This window comes from Klebsiella sp. RCJ4 (genome assembly GCF_009025755.1).
Taxonomy (GTDB): domain Bacteria; phylum Pseudomonadota; class Gammaproteobacteria; order Enterobacterales; family Enterobacteriaceae; genus Klebsiella; species Klebsiella michiganensis.
Map to the genome: position 1 here is coordinate 53,954 of NZ_WCIN01000021.1, position 20,685 is coordinate 74,638.

Sequence of the window (20,685 nt, forward strand, 5' to 3'; positions counted from 1 at the left end):
TTTTACGAAAAATCAGGTTTAAAAATAAGGGTGATTGTTTTTAAGTTGTTTCAATGCTGTTTCTCATTAATTGCGTTAAATTCCCTGAGGTTAATATAGCTGTATAGTTTTTTTAAACTTAAAGGCCAAAAATTTACTAATTGCCACCGGTCGAAGAGTGCCAGCATAGTGTCATGGCAAGATGAACGCCGGCGGCTCCCCATTTTAGAACAGGGGAATCGCCTTAATTTCCGTTAATTATGGCGAGTGAAATAGCCCATGACGTTTAACTGGAACTATATGTTAAGCCTGCTCAGCGATGTCGATTTCTGGCAGGCCACCTGGACCGTCATCAAATTAAGTTTGCTGACCTGGGCTTTCAGTATTGTGCTGGGGTTTATTCTGGCGCTGGCCAAACAGTCGCCGCGCAAGCTGTTTAACGCGCCTGCCCGCCTCTATATCTGGCTGTTTCGCAGCATGCCGCTGCTGGTGCTGCTGATTTTTGTTTACAACATGCCGCAGGCGCTGCCCGCCTTCGCCCCGGTGCTTAACGACCCGTTCTGGGCCGGACTGCTGGCGATGGTGCTGAGCGAAGCCGCCTATATTGCTGAAATTCATCGCGGCGGACTGCTGTCGATTCCGAAAGGACAGAGCGAAGCCGCCCGCGCGCTCGGGCTGCGCTATGCCGGCACCCAGTGGCGTGTGGTGATCCCGCAGGCGCTGCGCGTCGCCCTGCCGGCGCTGGCTAATGAGTATATCGCCATCGTCAAGCTCAGCTCGCTGGTGTCGGTTATCTCCCTGACCGAGATCTTAATGGTCGGCCAGCGGCTCTATTCGCAGAATTTCCTCGTCATGGAGACCATGGCGGCGGTGGCGTTTTACTACATCCTGATCGTCACGGTGTTTGATTTCCTGCTTAAGCGCCTCGAGACCTGGCTCGACGTCACCCAGCGTAAAACCACGCGACCGGTGGATGAAGAAATGCAGCAGCTGGCCACCGCGCGGCGTCCGGCAACGGCCCGCAGCGTTAGCGTCGCGCAGGAACCGGCGCTACAGGCGTCAAAGCTGCATAAAGCCTATAACAATGTCGAAGTGCTGGGCGCCGTCAGCCTGCAAATTCAGCCCGGCGAAGTGGTCTCCGTCATCGGCCCGTCCGGCTCCGGTAAAACCACGCTGATCCGCCTGCTGAACGGCCTTGAGCAGATTGATAACGGCGAGATCAAAATCAACGGCCAGCCCTTTATTCACCTTGACCGCCAGGGGCAGCAGAAGCCGCGTTTTATGGAGAACAGCGAGCATCGCCAGAATATCGGCATGGTCTTCCAGAGCTTCAACCTGTTCCCCCACCTGACCGTACTCGGCAACCTGCTGCTGGCGCCTCGCTATCACCATCTGGCCAGCGAAAGCGAGCTGAAGCAGCACGCCTGCGAACTGCTGCATAAAGTCGGCATGCTGGAACACGCGTGGAAATATCCGCATCAGCTTTCCGGCGGCCAGCAGCAGCGGGTAGCGATTGCCCGCGCCCTGATGATGCGCCCACAAATTATGCTGTTCGATGAGCCCACCTCGGCGCTGGATCCGGAAAAAGTTAACGAGGTTCTGCAGGTTATCGAATCGCTGGCCCATGAAGGCATCACCATGGTGATCGTCACCCATGAAATGAACTTCGCCTTTAAGGTTTCCGATCGAATTGTGTTTATGGAAAAAGGACGCGTGGTCTGCGACGACACGCCTCAGGCAATGCGCGACGGCCAGCATCCGCGCGTGGACGCCTTCCTGAAAGATGTCTCTTTGGCTTAACGCCTCCGTTCCCGAAAGGAGAAAAATATGATCGCGCAGTGGCAAATCGAACAGTTTCATCAGCAGGGTTTTCTGGTTGTCGAAGAGGTGCTTTCCGCCGAGGAAGTCGCGCTGCTGCAGGCCGATTTCGACGCCTGGGTCGAAGAGAGCCGACAGCATAGCGAGGTGTGGGGCGAAACCCTGGACGGTCGGCCGCGTTTCGACCTCGAAAGCGACCACGCGCCCCATCATCCGTCGCTGCGCCGGGTGAGTTCCCCCACGGAGATTTCCGCCGCCTACCGCCACGCCGCGCTTGATTCGAGAATGGCGGCGATTGCCGGCCAGCTGATCGGCGGCAGCGGGACCCGCTTCCATCACAGCAAAATCAACTCCAAGCTGCCGCACACCGCCACGCAGGTGAAGTGGCACCAGGATTTTCTGTTTACCCCCCACAGCAACGACGACATCATCACCGCCCTGCTGATGGTCAGCGAAGTGACGCCGGAGAACGGTCCGCTCAACGTGGTACCGGGAAGCCATCGGGGACCGCTGTGGTCTCACTGGCAAAACGATCGTTTTACCGGCGCCGTGGATCGGGAGGTTGAAGCGACCCACTGCCAGCAGCCGCAGGCCTGTTTTGGCGCGGCGGGATCGGTGTGCTTTATGCATACTCGTCTGCTCCACGCCTCCAGCCCCAATGAAACCGACCTGCCGCGGACGCTGTTTATCAGCGTCTACGCGGCGGAAGATGCCCTGCCGTACGGCGAAAATCCGCTGCCCAGCGCGCACGCCGGGCAGATGGTTGCCGGGGAAGAGAGCGGCCTGGTGCGCAGTACCGTGAATCATTTACGCCTGCCGCAAAAACCGCGCGGCTCATCCTTTTTCGTCCAGCAGGCCGGTACCGATCGCGCCAGCATGTAATTTGCCCACTCTCTGGAGGTTGTATGAAACGTTTTAAAGCTTTCCGCCCTGCTGCCCTGCTCCTTTGCACCGCTGGCGCCCTGTCGTCCTTTAGCACTCAGGCCTTCCAGCAGCCGGGGAAAATCACCGCCGGTTCGGATATGACCTTTTTCCCGTATGAATATATGGAAAACAACAAGCCCGCAGGGTTCGATATCGAGTTTCTTGCCGGGCTGGCGAAAGCTATGGGCCGCGAGGCGGTGAATATTGATACCCGGTTTCCGAATTTGATTCCGGGCTTGCAGGGCGGACGCTTCGATATCACCAACTCGTCGATGTACATCACCGCCGAGCGTCTGAAGGTTATCGATATGGTGCCCTATCTGAAAAGCGGCGAAGCGATCCTCGCGCTGAAAGGCAGCGACTATCAGCCGAAAACGCCGGAAGCGTTTTGCGGCCACAAAATTGGTTCAATGGGGGCGACGTCATGGCTGGCGCAGCTGCAAAAGCTCTCCGCCGACTACTGCGTGAAAAAGGGCCTGAAGCCGATAGCGCTCAGTGAATACACCACCGACCCGCAAACCACCCAGGCGCTGCTCTCGCGGGCGGTTGAGGCGCAAATCACCGATGCGGCGGTGGCGCGCGGCGTGATCGACAAGCTTGGCGATCGGGTGATCATCTCTTCCGAAACCTTGATCTATCCGGTGCTCAACGGCTTTGGGGTGAAAAAAGGCAATAGCGAAGTGAAAACCGCGCTGGAGGAAGGGCTGAAGAAATACAGCGCGACGCCGGAATACGCCGCGCTGCTGAAGAAATATAACTTCCAGGCGCCGACGCCAGAGGATCTGCAGACTCTGATGCCGAAAGCGGAGTAATCATATGGCCCGCTCTTATGAAGAACAGACGCGTATCGACCTGGCGGCGACCTTTCGCATCATCGCCCATCTCGGGATGCACGAAGCGGTGGCCAACCACTTTAGCGCGGCCATCTCGGCGGACGGCAAAAAATTCCTGCTGAATCCGAAGTGGAAACACTTTTCGCGCATCCGCGCCAGCGACCTGCTGCTGCTGGACGCCGATGATGAAGCCTGCGCCCGGCGAGCGGACGTGGACGCCACGGCGTGGGCGATTCACGGGCAGATCCACCAGCGCCTGCCGGAGGTGCGGGTGGTGCTGCACCTGCATCCGGTGTATACCACCAGCGTTGCTTGCCTCGAGACGCCGCATATCCCGCCGATCGATCAGAACACGGCGCGCTATTTCAATCGGGTAGCCGTCGATAGGTTATACGGCGGCATGGCGGACACCACGGCGGAAGGCGCGCGTCTGGCGTCGCTGCTGGCCGACAAGCGCCGGCTGCTGATGGGCAACCACGGCGTACTGGTGACCGCACCGTCAATTGGCGAGGCTTTCGATGATATCTGGACTCTGGAGCGCGCCTGCCAGATTCTGGTGACCGCCTGGTCAACGGGGCAGCCGCTGAAAGTGCTCTCCGCTGCGGTGGCGGAGAAAACCGCGCAGGACTGGGAGGGGATCGCCGACTTTTCACGCCAGCATTTTGCAGAGATGAAGGAGATGATGATCGACGCCGACCCGTCCTTGCTGGAGTGACGGTTTACTCCCGGAGAAAGGCGCCACCGGGCATACGGAGATGAGCCGGATTTGAGGTATCGAGGCGCGGATTTTGCCGCAGGACTGGCGACAGAATCCGCAAGTTACGCGCTTGTAGCCCCGGTAAGGCGCCAGCCGCCACCGGGGAAAAGGCGGCTAGTAGCGTACGCAGACCGACTTCGTTTCGCACCAGTCGTCCAGCCAGTCGGGGCCGAAATCGCGGCCGGTACCGGACTGCTTCATGCCGCCGAACGGCAGGTTGGCGTCGATCAGCGTATGGCTGTTAACCCACACCGTCCCCGCCTGCAGGCGATCGGTATAGCTCAGCGCCTGGCTCAGGTCGCGGGTCCAGACGCTGGCGGTCAGGCCAAAATCGCTGTCGTTGGCCAGGCGCAGCGCCTCTTCCCCGTCGGCCACGCGTACCAGGTTCACCACCGGACCGAAAACCTCTTCCCGGCTAAGGCGCAGCCCGGCGTCGGGATTAATCACCAGCGTTGGCGCAATATAGTAGCCCTGCGCATTCGGCCCCACGTTACCGCTAATCAGCTCTGCCTTCTGCTGACGGGCTTCAGCAAGATAGGCCGCCACTTTTGCGCAGTGCGCCTGCGACACCACCGGGTTAATCTGGCTGCTCTCGAGCATACCGGGCCCGACCTGTAGCGACTTCACCGCCTGCTCGAAGCCGCTCACCAGCGTATCGAACAGCGGCGCTTCAATATAAATTCGCGAACTGGCGGCGCATACCTGCCCCTGATTCAGAAAGCTACCGGTCATTAATCCCTCAATAACCCACTGCGGATCGGCATCTTTCAGCACGATGGCCGGGTTCTTGCCGCCCAGCTCCAGCGTGACCCGGGTCAGTCGGTCAGCGGCCACGCGGGCAATCTGTTTACCGGTAGCGGTCGATCCGGTAAAGCTCACCTTGGCGACCTGAGGATGAGAGGTCAGCGCCGCGCCGCACCCGGCGCCGCTGCCGGTCACCACGTTAAAAACGCCGTCCGGCACGCCGGCCTCGGTTGCCAGTTCCGCTACCCGCAGCAGGGTCAGCGGCGTGGTTTCCGACGGCTTAATGACGATCGAGCAGCCAGCCGCCAGCGCGGGCATCACTTTCCACATGCCGATCATCAACGGGAAATTCCACGGCACGATCCCGGCCACCACGCCCACCGGCTCTTTTTTGGTCCACGCCTGATAGCGTGCGCCCTGCGGGAAGGGGATCGATACGTCGAGGGTGCGGCCGCTGATTTTAGTGGTCAGCCCGGCGGTATAGCGCATCCAGTTCAGCGTGCAGCCCACTTCAAAGGCGCGGGAAATGTTAATCGATTTTCCCTGTTCAAGGGTCTCCAGCTGCGCCAGCTCCTCGCCGTGCTGCTCCACCAGATCGGCGAAACGCAGCAGGATCCGTTCGCGGTCGGCGGGCGTACGCCCTGCCCAGCTGCGGGAAACGAAAGCGCGCCAGGCGGACATCACCGCCCGATCGACATCCGCGGCGTTAGCATCCGCGGTGCTGGCGATAGCCTGACCGGTGGCCGGATCCCAGACGGTTAAGCGCTTTTCGCTCTCTGCCGCCTGCTGCGCACCGTCAAGATACAACCCATGCTGTCTGTCTAAAAACTGCTGCACGCTGGCGAGTAGCGCGACCTGTGATGTGGACATACCCCTTCCTTATTCTTCACGGATAGTGATTTCAGTTTATGCCGGGGTCGCGATTCACGCTTTTTTCTCTGTGACATTCGCTGTTGCCGCTGTGACAGGCGCCGCAATTAAGTCGATGAGGCGGACAGAAAATGTGCAGCAGGTAATAGTTCTTTCATATACTCCGCCGTTGACCCTTGCCTCCGGCATCATAAGTGCAACAATGCAAAAACATTATTATTACAAGGGATGCGCGATGAGTACGGCAAATCGTGGGCAGAACTACCAGCACTGGTTAGCAAAAATCAATCAGGTCTGCGGGCAGTTCGCCGCCCGTCCGCTGGCTGATAATTTCCACGGTGAGATCGACGCCAGCTATGCCGGCGACCTGAAAGTCAGCACGGTGACCGCCTGCGGCATTAATCTTTACCGCACCCGACAAGAGATCCAGCGCGATAACGACGCCTGGTTTTATACCGTCTTCCAGCTCGCGGGCCAGGCGACGATCGAGCAGGATGGCCGCCAGGCGATGCTGGAAAGCGGCGATATCACCCTGATCGACGCGTCTCGTCCCTGTTCAATTATCTGGCAGCAAACCTCGCGTCAGGCCTCCCTGCTGCTGCCAAGATCGCTGCTGGAGCAACAGCTGCGCAGCAGTGAAATCAGCATCGCTACCCGGCTGGCGAAAAGCCTGCCGATGGTCCAGCTCAGCCAGCGCCTGCTGCATGAAAGCATGAACAGCCCTGAACTCTCGGCCAGCGAAAGCAAAGCGGCGTTGGAGGCCATCGTCTGCCTGCTGCGCCCGATGCTGCATCATCAGGAGGCCCAGCCGTCCCGGCGCGATAAGCAGTTTCAGAAAATCATGGCGTTAATCGATGAGTCGATTCAGGCGGAACATCTGCGCCCGGAGTGGCTGGCCAGCGAAACCGGCATGTCGGTGCGCAGCCTCTATCGGCTATTTGCGGAAAAGGGGCTGGTGGTGGCGCAATATATCAAGAATCGTCGGCTCGATTTGTGCGCCCGCGCGCTGCAAAGCGCCCATGATGACGAAAAGCTGGCGGGGATCGGCTACAGCTGGGGCTTCAGCGATCATAGCCATTTTTCCACCGCCTTTAAGCAGCGCTTCGGCGTCTCGCCGGGGGAGTATCGCAAGCGCTGCCGATAGCTATTTTTTCAGCCATTTGCCGTTAAGGCCCTTCACGTACTCGCCCGGCTGCGCCCTGGCGACCAGCTTCTGACCGGCCATTTTCGCCACCTGATCCACCGGTAGATTATTGTCATCCGCCAGCTGCTGATAGCTGTCGCTGCGGGCGGCGTTGATCTGCTTCACCAGCTCAAGGGTTTCTTTATCCTGACGCAGCGGTTCAAGATAGCCGTTGAGGGTTTCGCCGACCCGCCCCTGCTGGCGAGCCTCATTCAGGGTCAGGGCCTGCGCCTGAGCGCTGAACAGCACCAGCGCCAGCGCGGCGGTTATCAGTCGTATTCTCATCATCGCCTCAGAACAGATCGCTACGCGATTTGAGCAGATTCTCAACGTCTTTATCCAGCTTGATATGAATTTCATGCTCAATTTTGACGTTCATATTGATGGTGATCGGCTCTTTCGATGCCGCGATTTCAATACGCGGCGTACAGCCCGCCAGCAGCGCGGTGGCCAGAAAGGCGGCGAATAGTTTGATCATTATTGTTGTTCCTTACAGGTATGACTGTCCTGACAGCGCGGCGCGGGCAGCCTGGCGTTCTGCTCCAGCCACGCCTGCAGATTGTCGCCGAAACGCAAGCTGCGCCACAGGTCAAAAATATTCTCTTCATGGGAGTAGTTTAAGTGCACCGTATTGCTTTTGCCTTCTACCCGGCTGGTGCCGCTAATCGTCGCCTTCAGCGTCAGCACGCCGAGGTTATCGAGGTTGATCCGCGTCCACGAGGTGGCCACTTCCATATAGCGCAGCCAGTTAATGGCCGCCCCGGCGGAGACGTTGTCGGCCACCAGCGCGTCTGCCGTGTCTTTATCAAGACGCATCGTCATCGGCCCCGGATTGCTGAACCAGCCGTCCTTGATAATCCATTTATCGTTATCCAGCCACAGCGGCAGCGCACCGTTAAACGGGCCGGACACGGCGAACTGCTTCACTTTAATCGCGCTAATTAACTCGCTGCTGGAGATATTTTGCAGACGCAGCAGCGCCGGATCGTGCTGCGGCATCCGCAGCTGCTGCATGGTCAGCTTGCCGCCGAGAATATCGACGCTGACGTTGCTCAACTGTAAAGGCGCGTCTTCACTCCAGGGATATGCGCCCTGGAGATCCGCCGTCAGATTGCGCGCGGTGAACTGGTTGACGACTTCGCCGATGCGCAGCGATACCGGATGGCGGGTGCCAAGCTGCCAGGTGGCGTCGCTAAAGCGGAACGGCAGCACAAAATCGACGCCGTTGATCTGGTTATCCGGCATCCAGGCGCTGCCGTCTTTGAGCACACCGTGACCGCCCGCCTCGAAGCCCTGTTCGGCGGCGGCGGAGAAAGCCACCTGCGCGTAGAGCGTTCCCTCACGCAGGTTCATCTTCCACTCCGGCGGCACCAACGGCTGGAAAACGGTCAGCGACTGTTTTGGCCACCACGCCTCACCGCGCAGACGTTCGCCGTCCCAGCGCCCGGTAACGCGCACGGGGCCAATTTTTTGCGCATGCAGGGAGCCGCTGAACCGGAACCAGGTCGGATCGCGGCCATCAATGTTGAACTTAAGCGTTGACGGCGGCAGTTCGCTGCCGCCGCTGAAGGTGGTTTTCCCGGCATCCAGCGACAGCGCGCCGGTCAGTTTGGGATGCTGCTCATCGCGCAGCCAGTGGATCGGTTTTTCCAGCGTCAGGCGCGGGGTACTCACCAGCATGGATCCATACTGCAGCTTATCGAAACCGGTCGACAGGCTGTTGAGTACAATGGCGCTATCAACCCATTCGCCCGCGCCTTTAACATCCCAGCGCGCCTGCATCGGGGTGAAATGGCCATCGCCCCAGTAGCGCCACTGCCAGCGGCCGCGGTCGGGCATAAAGTTGTCGGCCTGGCCATCAAGATGCAGGATAAAATCCCCCATCTCCTGCTCATGGGCGCGCAGAATAGCCTGCAGGCGGCCATCAACGCCCTGTTGCGTCACTTTGACGCCCGCCAGAGGCCAGCGGATTTCATCGATATTCAACGAATCGATGACCCGCCCGCGCGAACGCAGCAGCGCGCCGGGGTGAAAATTGAGCACCGGCGCGGTAAGCGGCCCGCTCAGCTGCGCGGGCAGTCGGGCATAAAAAATCAGATCGCCGAGCTTGGCCTCGCCGGTCAGCTGTAGCGGCATGTCGCTGCTGTCCATGCTCAGCTTACCGGGGCCGATATTCAGCACGGCGTTGCCCTTCCCGGCCTGGCCCTGAGTGAGCACGTTAAGACGCCCGCTGACCTGCATCTGCTCGGTGCCCTGCTGCCAGTTGCCCAGCGAAAGCGCAACCCGGCCGCTCAACGCGTTGCCCGCGTATTCGGTGTGCCAGCGGCCATCGCTGATGACGATACGATCCGGGGTGATTTCCCACGGCAGGTCAAGCATCGGCTCCACTTCACCGCGCGGCGTGACCAGCAGCTGCCCGCGGTTCTTCTGCCACTCCAGCTCGGCATCGACAAGACCGGGAGTTTGTGGAAATTCAAAGGTGCTGAACAGGTGGCCGTCGACCGGCAAACCGTCCGGCACCAGCGGCATCTGAAACTCGCCCACCAGCTTCACCGGCGCCTGATCTTCCACCAGACGCGCGGAAAAATCACTGACCGTCAGCGCCTGGCCGCGCAGCCGCGCCTGGAGGGTAACCTCTTTACCGGCATAGCCGATATCCTGCTGCTGCGGCGTCAGCGACATCACCAGCCGCCCCTGCCATTTCTCCCACGGTGACAGGCGCAGATTGTCAATCGTCAGCCAGCTGTAAGGGAGCATTGATTGCCATTCGGCGAGGGTTTTCGGCGCCCCCGGCGCGGCTTCGCTTTCCGGGAGCTTGTTCAGGCAGGCGCTGTTTATATCCAGCTCGCTGATATGTAAACGCCAGCGGCTGGGACGCGAGAGCGAGGCATTGGCGACGCGCGCGATTTCGCAGTCGCCGACCAGGTAGCGCAGATCCGGAATACGCAGCGCGGAGCGCGTCAGTCGCGGGCTTTCATTAAGTGAGATTCGGGTTCCCGCCGGTAGCCAGATACCTGCCAGCGTGGGCACCCAGTGGGTGAGCGTTAATAGCAAAGCCAGCGGTAGCAGCACGAGGGCTAATAATAGCGCGATGGCGGCTTTATATTTACCCTTCATGGGCAGCTAATATCCTGATTCGAAATAAGTAAAAGCCGAGAGGCCGCTATTGTGGCACGTTCGACCTGTGAGTTAAAGTTTCCATCCCGTTTAAGCGTAGTCGCCGCCATCTGATTCACCAGCCGGCTATTTAGCCGGGGTTTAGTTTTCGCCTGCGACACTGGTCCACACCTGCGAACGTAAACGGATGGTGCTGTGGACTTAATTATCTCGCTGATGGAATACGCTCAGAGCCGCTATTCATTGGTATTGCTGATGGTTTTCCTGCTGACGTTCACGAAATCTTGCGCCGTTATCTCGCTGCTGATCCCCGGCACCTCCGGACTGCTGCTGTTCGGCACCCTGGCATCGGCCAGCGTCGGCCATTTTTTGTTAATGTGGATGAGCGCCAGCCTCGGCGCCATCGGCGGATTCTGGCTCTCGTGGCTGACGGGCTACCGCTACCGGCACCATCTGCATCGTATACGCTGGCTTAATGCCGAACGCCTCGCTCGCGGCCAGCTGTTCCTGCGCCGCCACGGCGCGTGGGCGGTCTTTTTTAGCCGCTTTCTCTCTCCGCTGCGCGCCACCGTACCGCTGGTCACCGGCGCCAGCGGGACCTCTCTCTGGCAGTTTCAGCTCGCTAACGTCAGTTCAGGTTTACTCTGGCCGCTGGTCCTGCTAGCGCCAGGGGCGCTGAGCCTCAACTTTTAATGAAACGTATTGTCTTTTAAAGAGATTTCTTAACTCTACGATATGCTCTAGAATTAATACTATAACCTGCTGATTAAACTAGTTTTTAACATTTGTAAGATTATTTTAATTATGCTACCGTGACGGTATTATCACTGGAGAAAAGTCTTATGAAAATCGCTGTATACAGTACGAAACAGTACGACAAGAAGTATCTGCAGCACGTCAATGATGCATACGGCTTTGAACTGGAATTTTTTGACTTCCTGCTAACCGAAAAGACCGCCAAAACCGCCAACGGCTGTGAAGCGGTGTGCATCTTCGTAAACGATGACGGTAGCCGCCCGGTACTCGAAGAACTGAAAGCCCACGGCGTGAAGTACATCGCGCTGCGCTGCGCCGGGTTCAACAACGTTGATCTCGATGCCGCGAAAGAGCTGGGCCTGCGCGTGGTGCGCGTCCCGGCCTACTCGCCGGAAGCGGTCGCAGAGCACGCGATCGGCATGATGATGTCGCTGAACCGCCGTATTCATCGCGCCTATCAGCGCACCCGCGACGCGAACTTCTCCCTTGAAGGGCTAACCGGTTTCACCATGCACGGTAAAACCGCCGGCGTTATCGGCACCGGTAAAATCGGCGTCGCCGCGCTGCGCATTCTGAAAGGCTTCGGTATGCGTCTGCTGGCGTTTGATCCCTACCCAAGCGCCGCCGCGCTGGATATGGGCGTGGAGTATGTCGATCTTGAAACCCTGTACCGGGAGTCTGACGTTATCTCCCTGCACTGCCCGCTGACCGATGAAAACTACCATTTGTTGAACCATGCCGCGTTCGATCGCATGAAAGACGGGGTGATGATCATCAACACCAGCCGCGGCGCGCTCATCGATTCGCAGGCAGCAATCGACGCCCTTAAGCATCAGAAAATTGGCGCGCTGGGGATGGACGTGTATGAGAACGAACGCGATCTGTTCTTTGAAGATAAGTCTAATGACGTGATTCAGGATGATGTGTTCCGCCGTCTCTCTGCCTGCCATAACGTCCTGTTTACCGGTCACCAGGCGTTTCTGACCGCGGAAGCGCTGATCAGCATTTCACAAACCACCCTCGACAACCTGCGTCAGGTGGATGCTGGCGAAACCTGCCCTAACGCGCTGGTCTGATATTCCTTTCCCTTTTGTGCTCCTCCTCTGCGGGGGGCACATTCAGATAATCCCCACAGTAATCGCCTGCGATAAAGTTACAATTCCCTTCATTTATTAATACGATAAATATTTATGGAGACTAAATGAACAAGTTTGCTGCGCTGCTGGCGGCGGGAATGTTGCTATCGGGCTGCGTTTATAACAGCAAGGTGTCAACCAGAGCGGAACAGCTTCAGCATCACCGTTTTGTGCTGACCAGCGTTAACGGGCAGCCGCTGAATGCCGCGGATAAGCCGCAGGAGCTGAGCTTCGGCGAAAAAATGCCCATTACGGGCAAGATGTCTGTTTCAGGTAATATGTGCAACCGCTTCAGCGGCACGGGCAAAGTCTCGGACGGCGAGCTGAAGGTTGAAGAGCTGGCGATGACCCGCATGCTCTGCACGGACTCGCAGCTGAACGCGCTGGACGCCACGCTGAGCAAAATGCTGCGCGAAGGCGCGCAGGTCGACCTGACGGAAACGCAGCTGACGCTGGCGACCGCCGACCAGACGCTGGTGTATAAGCTCGCCGACCTGATGAATTAATAGTTACCGCAGCTTCCGCCTGCCAGCGCCTGCTCGCTGCAGCGCTTGCCGTTCGGCAATGCGCACATGCCGATAGCGGAGCCATCAAGCTGGCGGGCGACCGATAACGAGCCGCCAACCATGGCGCAGTTTGCCTGGCCGGAGCTGCTCATCGCGGCACGCATTCCCGGCGACACGTGCGCCGCCGTTGCCTGCTGAACAGGTTCATCATTGCTACTACACGCCGACAGTAACAGCGCAGCACATCCCACTAAAAACGCAGCTCGCATCTTCTCTCCCCTCAGATACATCTTAAAATGGACAAGCCTAAGGATAATAGGCAGCTCAGCGCGCCGCGTCGAGAGGCGAAGTACGTATTTATGCGCTGTATTAACATTTATTAGCAAATTTTTTCGCGTCAGAAGCCTCTCAGCATGAGCACATTAATCTCTGTACGACTGAGAAGCATCATAATGAGGCGATTTAGTCGCTGCAGGAAACGATATAATTATTTGTTCTGTAATAATATTTTCCACAGGGGAGCCGTTTTCTAATTCTGTCATTCAGTAAAAATGCCCGGCTAAGGGGCTGTGCCGACTTAGCCGGGCGGAGGGGCATTAATTTGGTACAACTCCAGAATAGAATGTTCCGGCCAGATATTGCGTATCTGTTACCGCATAGACTTGTGTCATCACGCTTGAATCGACATCTTCAAACGGATGATGGAAATATGCATCGTACTCTGATTTTACTTTATCAAAAAACATCGCACGCCCGGCAAAATAAAGAACTCCATCCTCAAGATTGCGAAATACTATCTGAAACACCGGTGTAATACTAACTCGATCTGAGCCTTCGTTAGAGGGATCCCAGAGATTAATGAAATGTCCTGCCACACGGACATATTTCCCTTCAACAACCTCACCATTTTTTGCTCTGTAAATAGCCTGCAAAGTTGCCCACGGCAGTGTTATGAATTGCATATTTTCATCCTTAATTAAATTTAATAACATGGTTTTCTTGATAGATTAATCATCGAACAGATTAACCCTCGACTTTATCAAAACTTTGCGATATGTTATCAGCACATCTGCTATAAAAAATTTGGACTTAGCATGCCCTCCATTTGCTGTAGTATAAAAATGGTCCTTTCAGGAAATTCCTGTAAAAGGAGATGTTCTGCTTTGGATTAGCAGATTTTATTGCCAGTCAACTCATTACTCGAGCCCTTAACCAACCATATATAAATGATTTATTAGCCTCACTTTTTTCTGCTAACTTCAGATAATACTGCCCCTGGCTACAGTTTAATGCCCGGAGCAGTACAAGCTCCCCTTCACTGCCTCTTCGAATAACATAATGGCTCAAGGCATTTAAGGTCCTGGGGCCAATAACACCATCGGTTATAAGATCCGGATAAAGTACTCCACGATGATTAAAAGCGTTTAACCAGCGTTGAAGCCACTTACCCGGCAGAACAGGCCCCATATTGACCCCGGCGTCACACAGTTTTTCAGCGATCGCGGTAGATATTTCAGCAACATGATCGAACCGGGGCGCAATCCAGTAGTCAGCGTTGAGAATATCCAGCGCCTGTTGGCGCGTCAGTTTTTGCATATCGCCATCATAACCATGAGCCCGTGCGGTGACTTCAGTAATCCCCCAGTTTGTCGGACCTCCTTTATCATCAGGATGATTTACATAACCGCCCTCCTTTTCCAGAATGGCATTAAAAATCTCATCTTTATTCATTTATTCCTCATTTATCGATTAAATGCGCAATATTCCCCCTCACCAGGAACACGGCAATAAAGACAAAAAAATTCACGGTAACAACCAACCAGTGGGTCGACGTATACAAGCCGAAGAGATAACGAAACGGTATGCTGGCATAAGTGATTACCAGCAAATAAGCCGTATACGATATCCATGGTCGATACCTTCTGTACCGGGCGCGCCGATAAAACATTAAGGTTAGGGTGATCAAAGCGCAGAGAACGGCATTAAGCAGCGCGGGAAGTTCATTTCCCATTCGGGCGCCCACTACTGTTGCGGGTTAGTATTTTGTAGAGGTCGGTTAGTTCTTGATTATTCAGGAACGTGAGTATCTTAATAATCAGTGCGGATATCAGCACGGCGCCTAACGCGTCTAAAGGCCGTTCATTGTATCCGATCCAGATAGCCAGCTTCGTACCAATTAACCCGGAACCCAAAACGCCGACAATAAAAGAAGTCATAAAATAGGCAGCGAGTCTAAAACGCGTGATATTAACCGCTGTCGCAACATAAAATACCGCGCCGGCAAAAGCCCCAAAAACAACGCCATAATCAATACCTGTCACCAGGCCAAACATACCAGCGCCCATTAATCCACCAGCAACAATTATCGACGTACCGGAAACAGGATCGGACATATACCCTCCCTTCTTTCACTATGAGTTATGATGGTAAATAACGAAGCGCAGGGTCATTTTTCCTGGCACTAAGGCGTTACCTCGCCGTTACTTTCTTTCTTTTTTGCAAACCAAGCGCATAAATTGCCCTCTGGAAGAGCCAGGTTCCTGGCTGCGCATACTGGTGTGCAAATTCTTGCTGATAAATGATGGTCGCTCGCTCAATTTGCCGTTTATATTCTTCGCGCTGCCAAAAAATATCCTGTGCCACAAATTTAATCGGCAATGCGTCCTCAATACGTTCAGGCGTATGGTGCTTCCCTTTTGCCTGAATCTGAGCGCGGGACGGAGTGGGCCGGTGGATAAGATCTGAGCTGAGCGTTTGCGGATTTTGTAAGTGGGAACGCTGCGCGCGACGTCGACCCGCAGCGGAGCCATTAAACGCGGTTTTACGGGACATTGCGGTCTCCTTTAATGGGCTTTGGCGTAATGTCATCGGCAATCGGATCCTTGCCAATGGCTTCACCCCAAAGCGCACTGCGCCATGGCGCTGGCTTTTCAGCCACGTAGATTCAGTTATGAATCGTTGTACTTCATCATCCGGATAGTGCTGCCTATCAAGCTGATGACAAAAGAATACCTCAGGGTTATTTAAAAATAAATACCTATAGGTATATTTTATGAAAAAAACAAATTAACCAATTGAAAATATTGAAAATATTTTTGAAAAAAAGTGGTATGCCGCGTAAAAACAGCTGAAAAGGTCCGAGGCGGGTAGTGTTGAACAGCGTGTCCCTGGATTGGGGTGAGAAGCCGCAGGTATGCCCGGCGTACAGGTGGCATACCCGGGTAATGCTTATGGCTGAGCTCAGGGTTTATGACAGAAACAGGATGGCGAAGCTTCGCGGCAATGAACGCCTTTAAACAAAGCGTTTAACGCTGTGGCTATAAATCACGCGACCAATGATCTTCAGATACTGTTCATGGCTTTCGCCAATCGTCCAGTCCGCATATTTGCTGTTATCCGAGTGAACGAGCAGCCCATCCGCCGTGAACTGAAGACGTTTCACCAGCACCGCGCCTTTAAAAGAAAAGACATAAATGCCGTCACCTTCAAAGTAGTCTTTCGAGACATCGACAAAAATGTAGTCACCGGTCTCAATGGTGCCGGACATGCTATCGCCGGAGACCGTGATCACCTTGATATGCTCTGCGGGCCGGTTACCAAAAAGCCGCAGCGCGCCGGCAGAGTCATAGGTGATGCTATTCACCGTTTCATCAACCTCACTGGAGACAATGCAGCCCGGCCCTGCGCTGGCCTGGGCATCCAGAACCTCAATGACATATGGCATCTGCGGCGAATCCTCTACCGGTTCTCGCTCGATATCAATATTACCGGTGATACCGTCCATCCATCCGCGGGGCAGATTGAACGAAGATTCAATAAGTTCGACCATCTCGTCAGCTATCCTTTTCTTTTGCTTTTTGCCTTCGGGGTAGAGCATCCTTGAGACGTAAGAAGGCTCCCGTCCAAGGGTTCGGGCCACATCAACAGCCTTACCGCCGCATAAATTATCACGGATATAGAGCAAGCGCTGTCGTCTGATTTCGTATTTATCCATCGCAATGATTCTAACGCCATTTACCATCAGGTATCTAAAATATAGCAAAACTCGAATAAATTACCTACAGGTAATTAAGGCAGTGTTGTCGGTCAGGAGGCTTTGACTGGCGAAATTCGCCACACTGCTACTTATGGAAAAATGACGCCACTGATTTTGGTGTAGGGTGTCGTTCATACGTAGGCACCTATGTAATACCTTGAATTAATTTATCTGAACTATGGATTTTGTCGCTACTGGAGATCAAAAAATCATGTTCCTCCGGGGTCTATACTTAAACAGTGATTCACAAACCCGGTCACCCTGCCCGTAGCGATGCAGGTAACGCAACCCCGTTACCAGGCAGGTGAGAGACGAACTTATCCGCTACCGGTGGAATCGCGCCGATAGCGGTTTCGCAGAAGAGCTCAGCGTGTATCAATGGGCATAAAAACTTTTTTATCAAAAATTTAGCAATGTGAGTATTGATATGATCACTATCGACGGTAATGGCGCGGTTGCTTCAGTCGCGTTTCGCACCAGTGAAGTTATCGCCATCTACCCGATCACGCCCAGCTCCACGATGGCGGAGCAGGCGGACGCCTGGGCGGGCAACGGGCTGAAAAACGTCTGGGGCGATGTTCCCCGCGTCGTCGAAATGCAGTCGGAAGCCGGGGCAATCGGCGCCGTACACGGCGCGCTGCAAACCGGCGCCCTTTCGACCTCTTTTACTTCATCGCAGGGTTTACTGCTGATGATCCCGACGCTGTACAAACTGGCCGGCCAGCTGATGCCGTTTGTTCTGCACGTCGCCGCCCGCACCGTGGCAACCCACGCGCTCTCCATATTCGGCGATCACTCGGACGTCATGGCAGTGCGTCAGACCGGCTGCGCGATGCTCTGCGCCAGCAGCGTCCAGGAAGCCCAGGATTTTGCGCTGATTTCGCATATCGCCACGCTGCAAAGCCGGGTGCCATTTATTCATTTCTTTGATGGTTTCCGCACCTCGCACGAAATCAACAAAATCGCCCCTCTGGCGGACGATACCCTTCTCAGCCTGCTGCCGCAGGATAAAATCGATGAACATCGCCAGCGCGCCCTGAACCCCGAACATCCGGTAATCCGCGGCACCTCAGCGAATCCGGATACCTACTTCCAGTCACGTGAAGCAACTAACCCGTGGTACGACGCGGTTTACGCGCACGTTGAAACGGCGATGAACGATTTTGCCGCCGCCACCGGGCGTCAGTACAAACCGTTTGAGTTCTACGGCCATCCACAGGCCGAGCGCGTTATCGTGATTATGGGCTCCGCAATCGGCACCTGTGAGGAAGTAGTTGATGAACTGCTGAGCCGCGGTGAAAAAGTCGGTGTACTGAAAGTTCGTCTTTACCGCCCCTTCTCCGCTGCCCACCTGCTGGAAGCGCTGCCGGTAAGCGCCCGCGCCGTAGCGGTGCTTGACCGCACCAAGGAACCGGGCGCCCAGGCTGAGCCGCTGTATCTCGACGTGATGACCGCGCTGGCGGAAGCCTTCAACCGCGGCGAGCGAGAAACCCTGCCGCGTACCATTGGCGGCCGCTACGGTCTCTCTTCAAAAGAGTTCGGGCCGGAGTGCGTTCTGGCGATATTCAACGAACTGAGCGCCGCTAAACCCAAGCCGCGCTTTACCGTCGGCATCTACGATGACGTCACCAATCTTTCGCTGCCGCTGGTAGAAAACACGCTGCCGTCGGAGGCGAAGCTGGAAGCCCTGTTTTACGGGCTCGGCAGCGACGGTAGCGTCTCGGCCACCAAAAACAATATCAAGATTATCGGTAACTCGACGCCGTGGTTCTCGCAGGGCTATTTCGTCTATGATTCGAAAAAGGCCGGCGGCCTGACGGTTTCCCATCTGCGCGTTAGCGAGAAGCCGATTCGTTCTTCCTATCTGATTTCGCAGGCCGATTTCGTCGGCTGCCACCAGCTGCAGTTTATCGACAAGTATCAGATGGTTGAACGCCTGAAGCCCGGCGGTATTTTCCTGCTCAACACGCCTTACGGCGCCGAAGAGGTCTGGTCGCGTCTGCCGCAGGAAGTCCAGGCCACGCTGAATCAGAAAAAAGCGCGGTTTTATATCGTTAACGCGGCAAAAATCGCCCGCGAGTGTAGCCTTGGAGCGCGCATCAACACCGTCATGCAGATGGCCTTTTTCCATCTGACGCAGATCCTGCCGGGCGATAGCGCGCTGGCGGAGCTGCAGGGGGCGATTGCTAAAAGCTACAGCAGCAAAGGTCAGGAGCTGGTCGAACGCAACTGGCAGGCGCTGGCCCTGGCCCGCGAGTCGCTGGCGGAAGTGCCGCTGCAGCAGGTCGATGCCAACAGCCCGAACCGCCCGCCGGTCGTCTCCGACGCCGCGCCGGATTTCGTCAAAACCGTGACCGCCGCCATGCTGGCCGGGCTCGGCGATGCGCTTCCGGTCTCCGCCCTGCCGCCGGACGGTACCTGGCCGATGGGCACCACCCGCTGGGAAAAACGCAATATCGCCGAAGAGATCCCTATCTGGAAGGAAGAACTTTGCACCCAGTGTAACCACTGCGTGGCCGCCTGCCCGCACTCGGCAATCCGCGCGAAAGTGGTCTCCCCGGACGCGATGGAAAATGCCCCGGCCAGCCTGCATTCTCTGGACGTTAAATCCCGCGATATGCGCGGCCAGAAGTACGTTCTGCAGGTCGCGCCTGAAGATTGCACAGGCTGTAATCTCTGCGTCGAGGTTTGTCCGGCCAAAGACAGGCAGAACCCGGAAATCAAGGCCATCAATATGATGTCGCGCCTTGAACACGTTGAAGAAGAGAAAGTGAACTATGACTACTTCCTCAATCTGCCGGAAATGGACCGCAGCAAACTGGAACGTATCGATATCCGCACCTCGCAGCTGATCAGCCCGCTGTTCGAATACTCCGGCGCCTGCTCCGGCTGCGGCGAAACGCCGTATATCAAGCTGCTGACTCAGCTCTACGGCGACCGGATGCTGATTGCCAACGCCACCGGCTGTTCATCGATTTACGGCGGCAACCTGCCTTCCACGCCCTACACCACCGATGCCAACGGCCGCGGGCCGGCGTGGGCTAACTCGCTGTTCGAGGATAACGCCGAGTTTGGTCTCGGTTTCCGCCTCACCGTCGATCAGCATCGTCAGCGCGTAATGCGTCTGCTGTCGCAGTTCGCCGATAAACTTCCGCCCGCGCTTAACGACGCGCTGCACGCGGAAGCAACGCCTGAAGTACGCCGCGAACAGGTGGCCGAGCTGCGTAAGGTTCTGGCAAATGAAGCCGACGCGAAAGAACTGCTAACCGACGCCGACGCGCTGGTCGAGAAATCGATCTGGCTAATCGGTGGCGATGGCTGGGCCTACGATATCGGCTTCGGCGGTCTTGACCACGTGCTGAGCCTGAGCGAAAACGTCAATATTCTGGTGCTCGATACCCAATGCTATTCCAACACCGGCGGCCAGGCATCAAAAGCCACCCCGCTTGGGGCGGTCACCAAGTTTGGCGAACACGGTAAGCGCAAGGCGCGCAAAGACCTCGGCGTCAGCATGATGATGTACGGCCACGTTTACGTCGCGCAGATTTCCCTTGGCGCGCAGCTGAACCAGACGGTAAAAGCGATTCAGGAAGCGGAAGCGTATCCGGGTCCGTCGCTGATTATTGCCTACAGCCCTTGCGAAGAACACGGTTACGATCTGGCGCTGAGCCACGATCAGATGCGTCAGCTGACCGCGACCGGATTCTGGCCGCTGTATCGCTTTGACCCACGTCGCGCCGATGAAGGTAAACTTCCGCTGGCGCTGGACTCCCGTCCGCCGTCAGACGCGCTGGCAGAAACGCTCCTGAACGAGCAGCGCTTCCGCCGCCTTAACGCGCAGCAGCCGGAAGTCGCGGAACAGCTGTGGAAGGATGCGACGGCGGATTTACAAAAACGCTATGACTTCCTTGCCCAGCTGGCCGGTAAGGTGGAAAAACCGGCAACCGAAAGCTAATTTACTGACGTTTTTTTAGTCACCCATAAAAAAAGCCCGAATATTCATTCGGGCTTGTCATTTTACCGCTC

20 protein-coding genes are annotated in these 20,685 nt (G+C 56.2%); 9 read left to right on the forward strand and 11 right to left on the reverse strand.

Annotation, left to right across the window (positions count from 1 at the left end):
* Positions 1-258 precede the first annotated feature (258 nt).
* From F8562_RS06120 to F8562_RS06135, 4 genes are read left to right on the forward strand one after another with little or no spacing between them, the layout of a single operon-like run.
* Positions 259-1,779, forward strand: a complete 1,521-nt coding sequence (locus F8562_RS06120) for an amino acid ABC transporter permease/ATP-binding protein (RefSeq protein WP_014838321.1) — start codon at positions 259-261, stop codon at positions 1,777-1,779.
* A 27-nt stretch (positions 1,780-1,806) separates the two neighbouring features.
* A complete protein-coding gene (locus F8562_RS06125; RefSeq protein ID WP_014838320.1) occupies positions 1,807-2,679 on the forward strand; it encodes a phytanoyl-CoA dioxygenase family protein in 873 nt (290 codons plus the stop codon).
* A gap of 23 nt (positions 2,680-2,702) precedes the next feature.
* Positions 2,703-3,533, forward strand: a complete 831-nt coding sequence (locus F8562_RS06130; RefSeq protein ID WP_014838319.1) for an ABC transporter substrate-binding protein — start codon at positions 2,703-2,705, stop codon at positions 3,531-3,533.
* A 4-nt stretch (positions 3,534-3,537) separates the two neighbouring features.
* Entirely contained in the window at positions 3,538-4,269 is a 732-nt protein-coding gene (locus tag F8562_RS06135; protein ID WP_014838318.1) for a class II aldolase and adducin N-terminal domain-containing protein, read from the forward strand.
* Between the two features lie 156 nt (positions 4,270-4,425).
* On the opposite strand, the gene F8562_RS06140 is transcribed toward F8562_RS06135, so the two are convergent.
* The gene (locus tag F8562_RS06140) at positions 4,426-5,925 is read right to left on the reverse strand and encodes an aldehyde dehydrogenase family protein (protein ID WP_014229139.1); all 1,500 of its coding nucleotides are present in this window, start codon (positions 5,923-5,925) and stop codon (positions 4,426-4,428) included.
* Between the two features lie 235 nt (positions 5,926-6,160).
* Here F8562_RS06140 and feaR point away from each other — a divergent pair, with 235 nt between their 5' ends.
* The gene (feaR, locus tag F8562_RS06145) at positions 6,161-7,069 is read left to right on the forward strand and encodes a transcriptional regulator FeaR (RefSeq protein ID WP_014229138.1); all 909 of its coding nucleotides are present in this window, start codon (positions 6,161-6,163) and stop codon (positions 7,067-7,069) included.
* On the opposite strand, the gene F8562_RS06150 is transcribed toward feaR, so the two are convergent.
* From F8562_RS06150 to F8562_RS06160, 3 genes are read right to left on the reverse strand one after another with little or no spacing between them, the layout of a single operon-like run.
* A complete protein-coding gene (locus F8562_RS06150; RefSeq protein WP_014838317.1) occupies positions 7,070-7,393 on the reverse strand; it encodes a YdbL family protein in 324 nt (107 codons plus the stop codon).
* 7 nt (positions 7,394-7,400) lie between these two features.
* The gene (locus tag F8562_RS06155; protein WP_004121063.1) at positions 7,401-7,586 is read right to left on the reverse strand and encodes a YnbE family lipoprotein; all 186 of its coding nucleotides are present in this window, start codon (positions 7,584-7,586) and stop codon (positions 7,401-7,403) included.
* A complete protein-coding gene (locus F8562_RS06160) occupies positions 7,586-10,225 on the reverse strand; it encodes a YdbH family protein (protein WP_032693415.1) in 2,640 nt (879 codons plus the stop codon). Before F8562_RS06160 ends, F8562_RS06155 begins: the two co-directional genes overlap by 1 nt.
* A gap of 195 nt (positions 10,226-10,420) precedes the next feature.
* Between F8562_RS06160 and F8562_RS06165 the strand changes: the two genes are divergently transcribed.
* The 3 genes from F8562_RS06165 to hslJ all read left to right on the forward strand — a co-directional run bounded on the left by F8562_RS06165 (position 10,421) and on the right by hslJ (position 12,623).
* Positions 10,421-10,918: a DedA family protein gene (locus F8562_RS06165; RefSeq protein WP_004850371.1), complete on the forward strand. Its 498-nt coding sequence runs from the start codon at positions 10,421-10,423 to the stop codon at positions 10,916-10,918.
* Positions 10,919-11,067: 149 nt separating this feature from the next.
* Positions 11,068-12,057, forward strand: coding sequence for a 2-hydroxyacid dehydrogenase (locus F8562_RS06170; protein ID WP_004112629.1), 990 nt, complete (start codon positions 11,068-11,070; stop codon positions 12,055-12,057).
* Between the two features lie 125 nt (positions 12,058-12,182).
* Positions 12,183-12,623, forward strand: coding sequence for a heat shock protein HslJ (hslJ, locus tag F8562_RS06175; RefSeq protein WP_014229134.1), 441 nt, complete (start codon positions 12,183-12,185; stop codon positions 12,621-12,623).
* Here the strand turns inward: hslJ and F8562_RS06180 are convergent.
* The 7 genes from F8562_RS06180 to F8562_RS06210 form a co-directional block, all read right to left on the reverse strand.
* The gene (locus F8562_RS06180) at positions 12,620-12,892 is read right to left on the reverse strand and encodes a DUF333 domain-containing protein (RefSeq protein WP_004101621.1); all 273 of its coding nucleotides are present in this window, start codon (positions 12,890-12,892) and stop codon (positions 12,620-12,622) included. The two genes, hslJ and F8562_RS06180, sit on opposite strands and share 4 nt — an antisense overlap.
* A gap of 327 nt (positions 12,893-13,219) precedes the next feature.
* Positions 13,220-13,585, reverse strand: a complete 366-nt coding sequence (locus tag F8562_RS06185; protein WP_032693413.1) for a hypothetical protein — start codon at positions 13,583-13,585, stop codon at positions 13,220-13,222.
* Between the two features lie 226 nt (positions 13,586-13,811).
* Complete coding sequence (locus tag F8562_RS06190; RefSeq protein WP_014838315.1) at positions 13,812-14,354, reverse strand: glycoside hydrolase family 108 protein; 543 nt, start codon at positions 14,352-14,354, stop codon at positions 13,812-13,814.
* A gap of 7 nt (positions 14,355-14,361) precedes the next feature.
* Positions 14,362-14,634, reverse strand: a complete 273-nt coding sequence (locus F8562_RS06195) for a phage holin family protein (protein ID WP_032749344.1) — start codon at positions 14,632-14,634, stop codon at positions 14,362-14,364.
* Positions 14,624-15,016 (reverse strand): phage holin family protein, encoded by a 393-nt coding sequence (locus F8562_RS06200; RefSeq protein ID WP_014838313.1) that lies wholly within the window; start codon positions 15,014-15,016, stop codon positions 14,624-14,626. Before F8562_RS06200 ends, F8562_RS06195 begins: the two co-directional genes overlap by 11 nt.
* 76 nt (positions 15,017-15,092) lie before the next feature.
* On the reverse strand, positions 15,093-15,455 hold the full coding sequence (locus F8562_RS06205) for a hypothetical protein (RefSeq protein ID WP_014229124.1): 363 nt from the start codon (positions 15,453-15,455) through the stop codon (positions 15,093-15,095).
* Between the two features lie 460 nt (positions 15,456-15,915).
* A complete protein-coding gene (locus F8562_RS06210) occupies positions 15,916-16,617 on the reverse strand; it encodes a helix-turn-helix transcriptional regulator (protein ID WP_046877232.1) in 702 nt (233 codons plus the stop codon).
* Positions 16,618-17,086: 469 nt separating this feature from the next.
* Between F8562_RS06210 and nifJ the strand changes: the two genes are divergently transcribed.
* Positions 17,087-20,614 (forward strand): pyruvate:ferredoxin (flavodoxin) oxidoreductase, encoded by a 3,528-nt coding sequence (gene nifJ, locus F8562_RS06215; RefSeq protein ID WP_014838312.1) that lies wholly within the window; start codon positions 17,087-17,089, stop codon positions 20,612-20,614.
* Positions 20,615-20,685 lie beyond the last annotated feature (71 nt).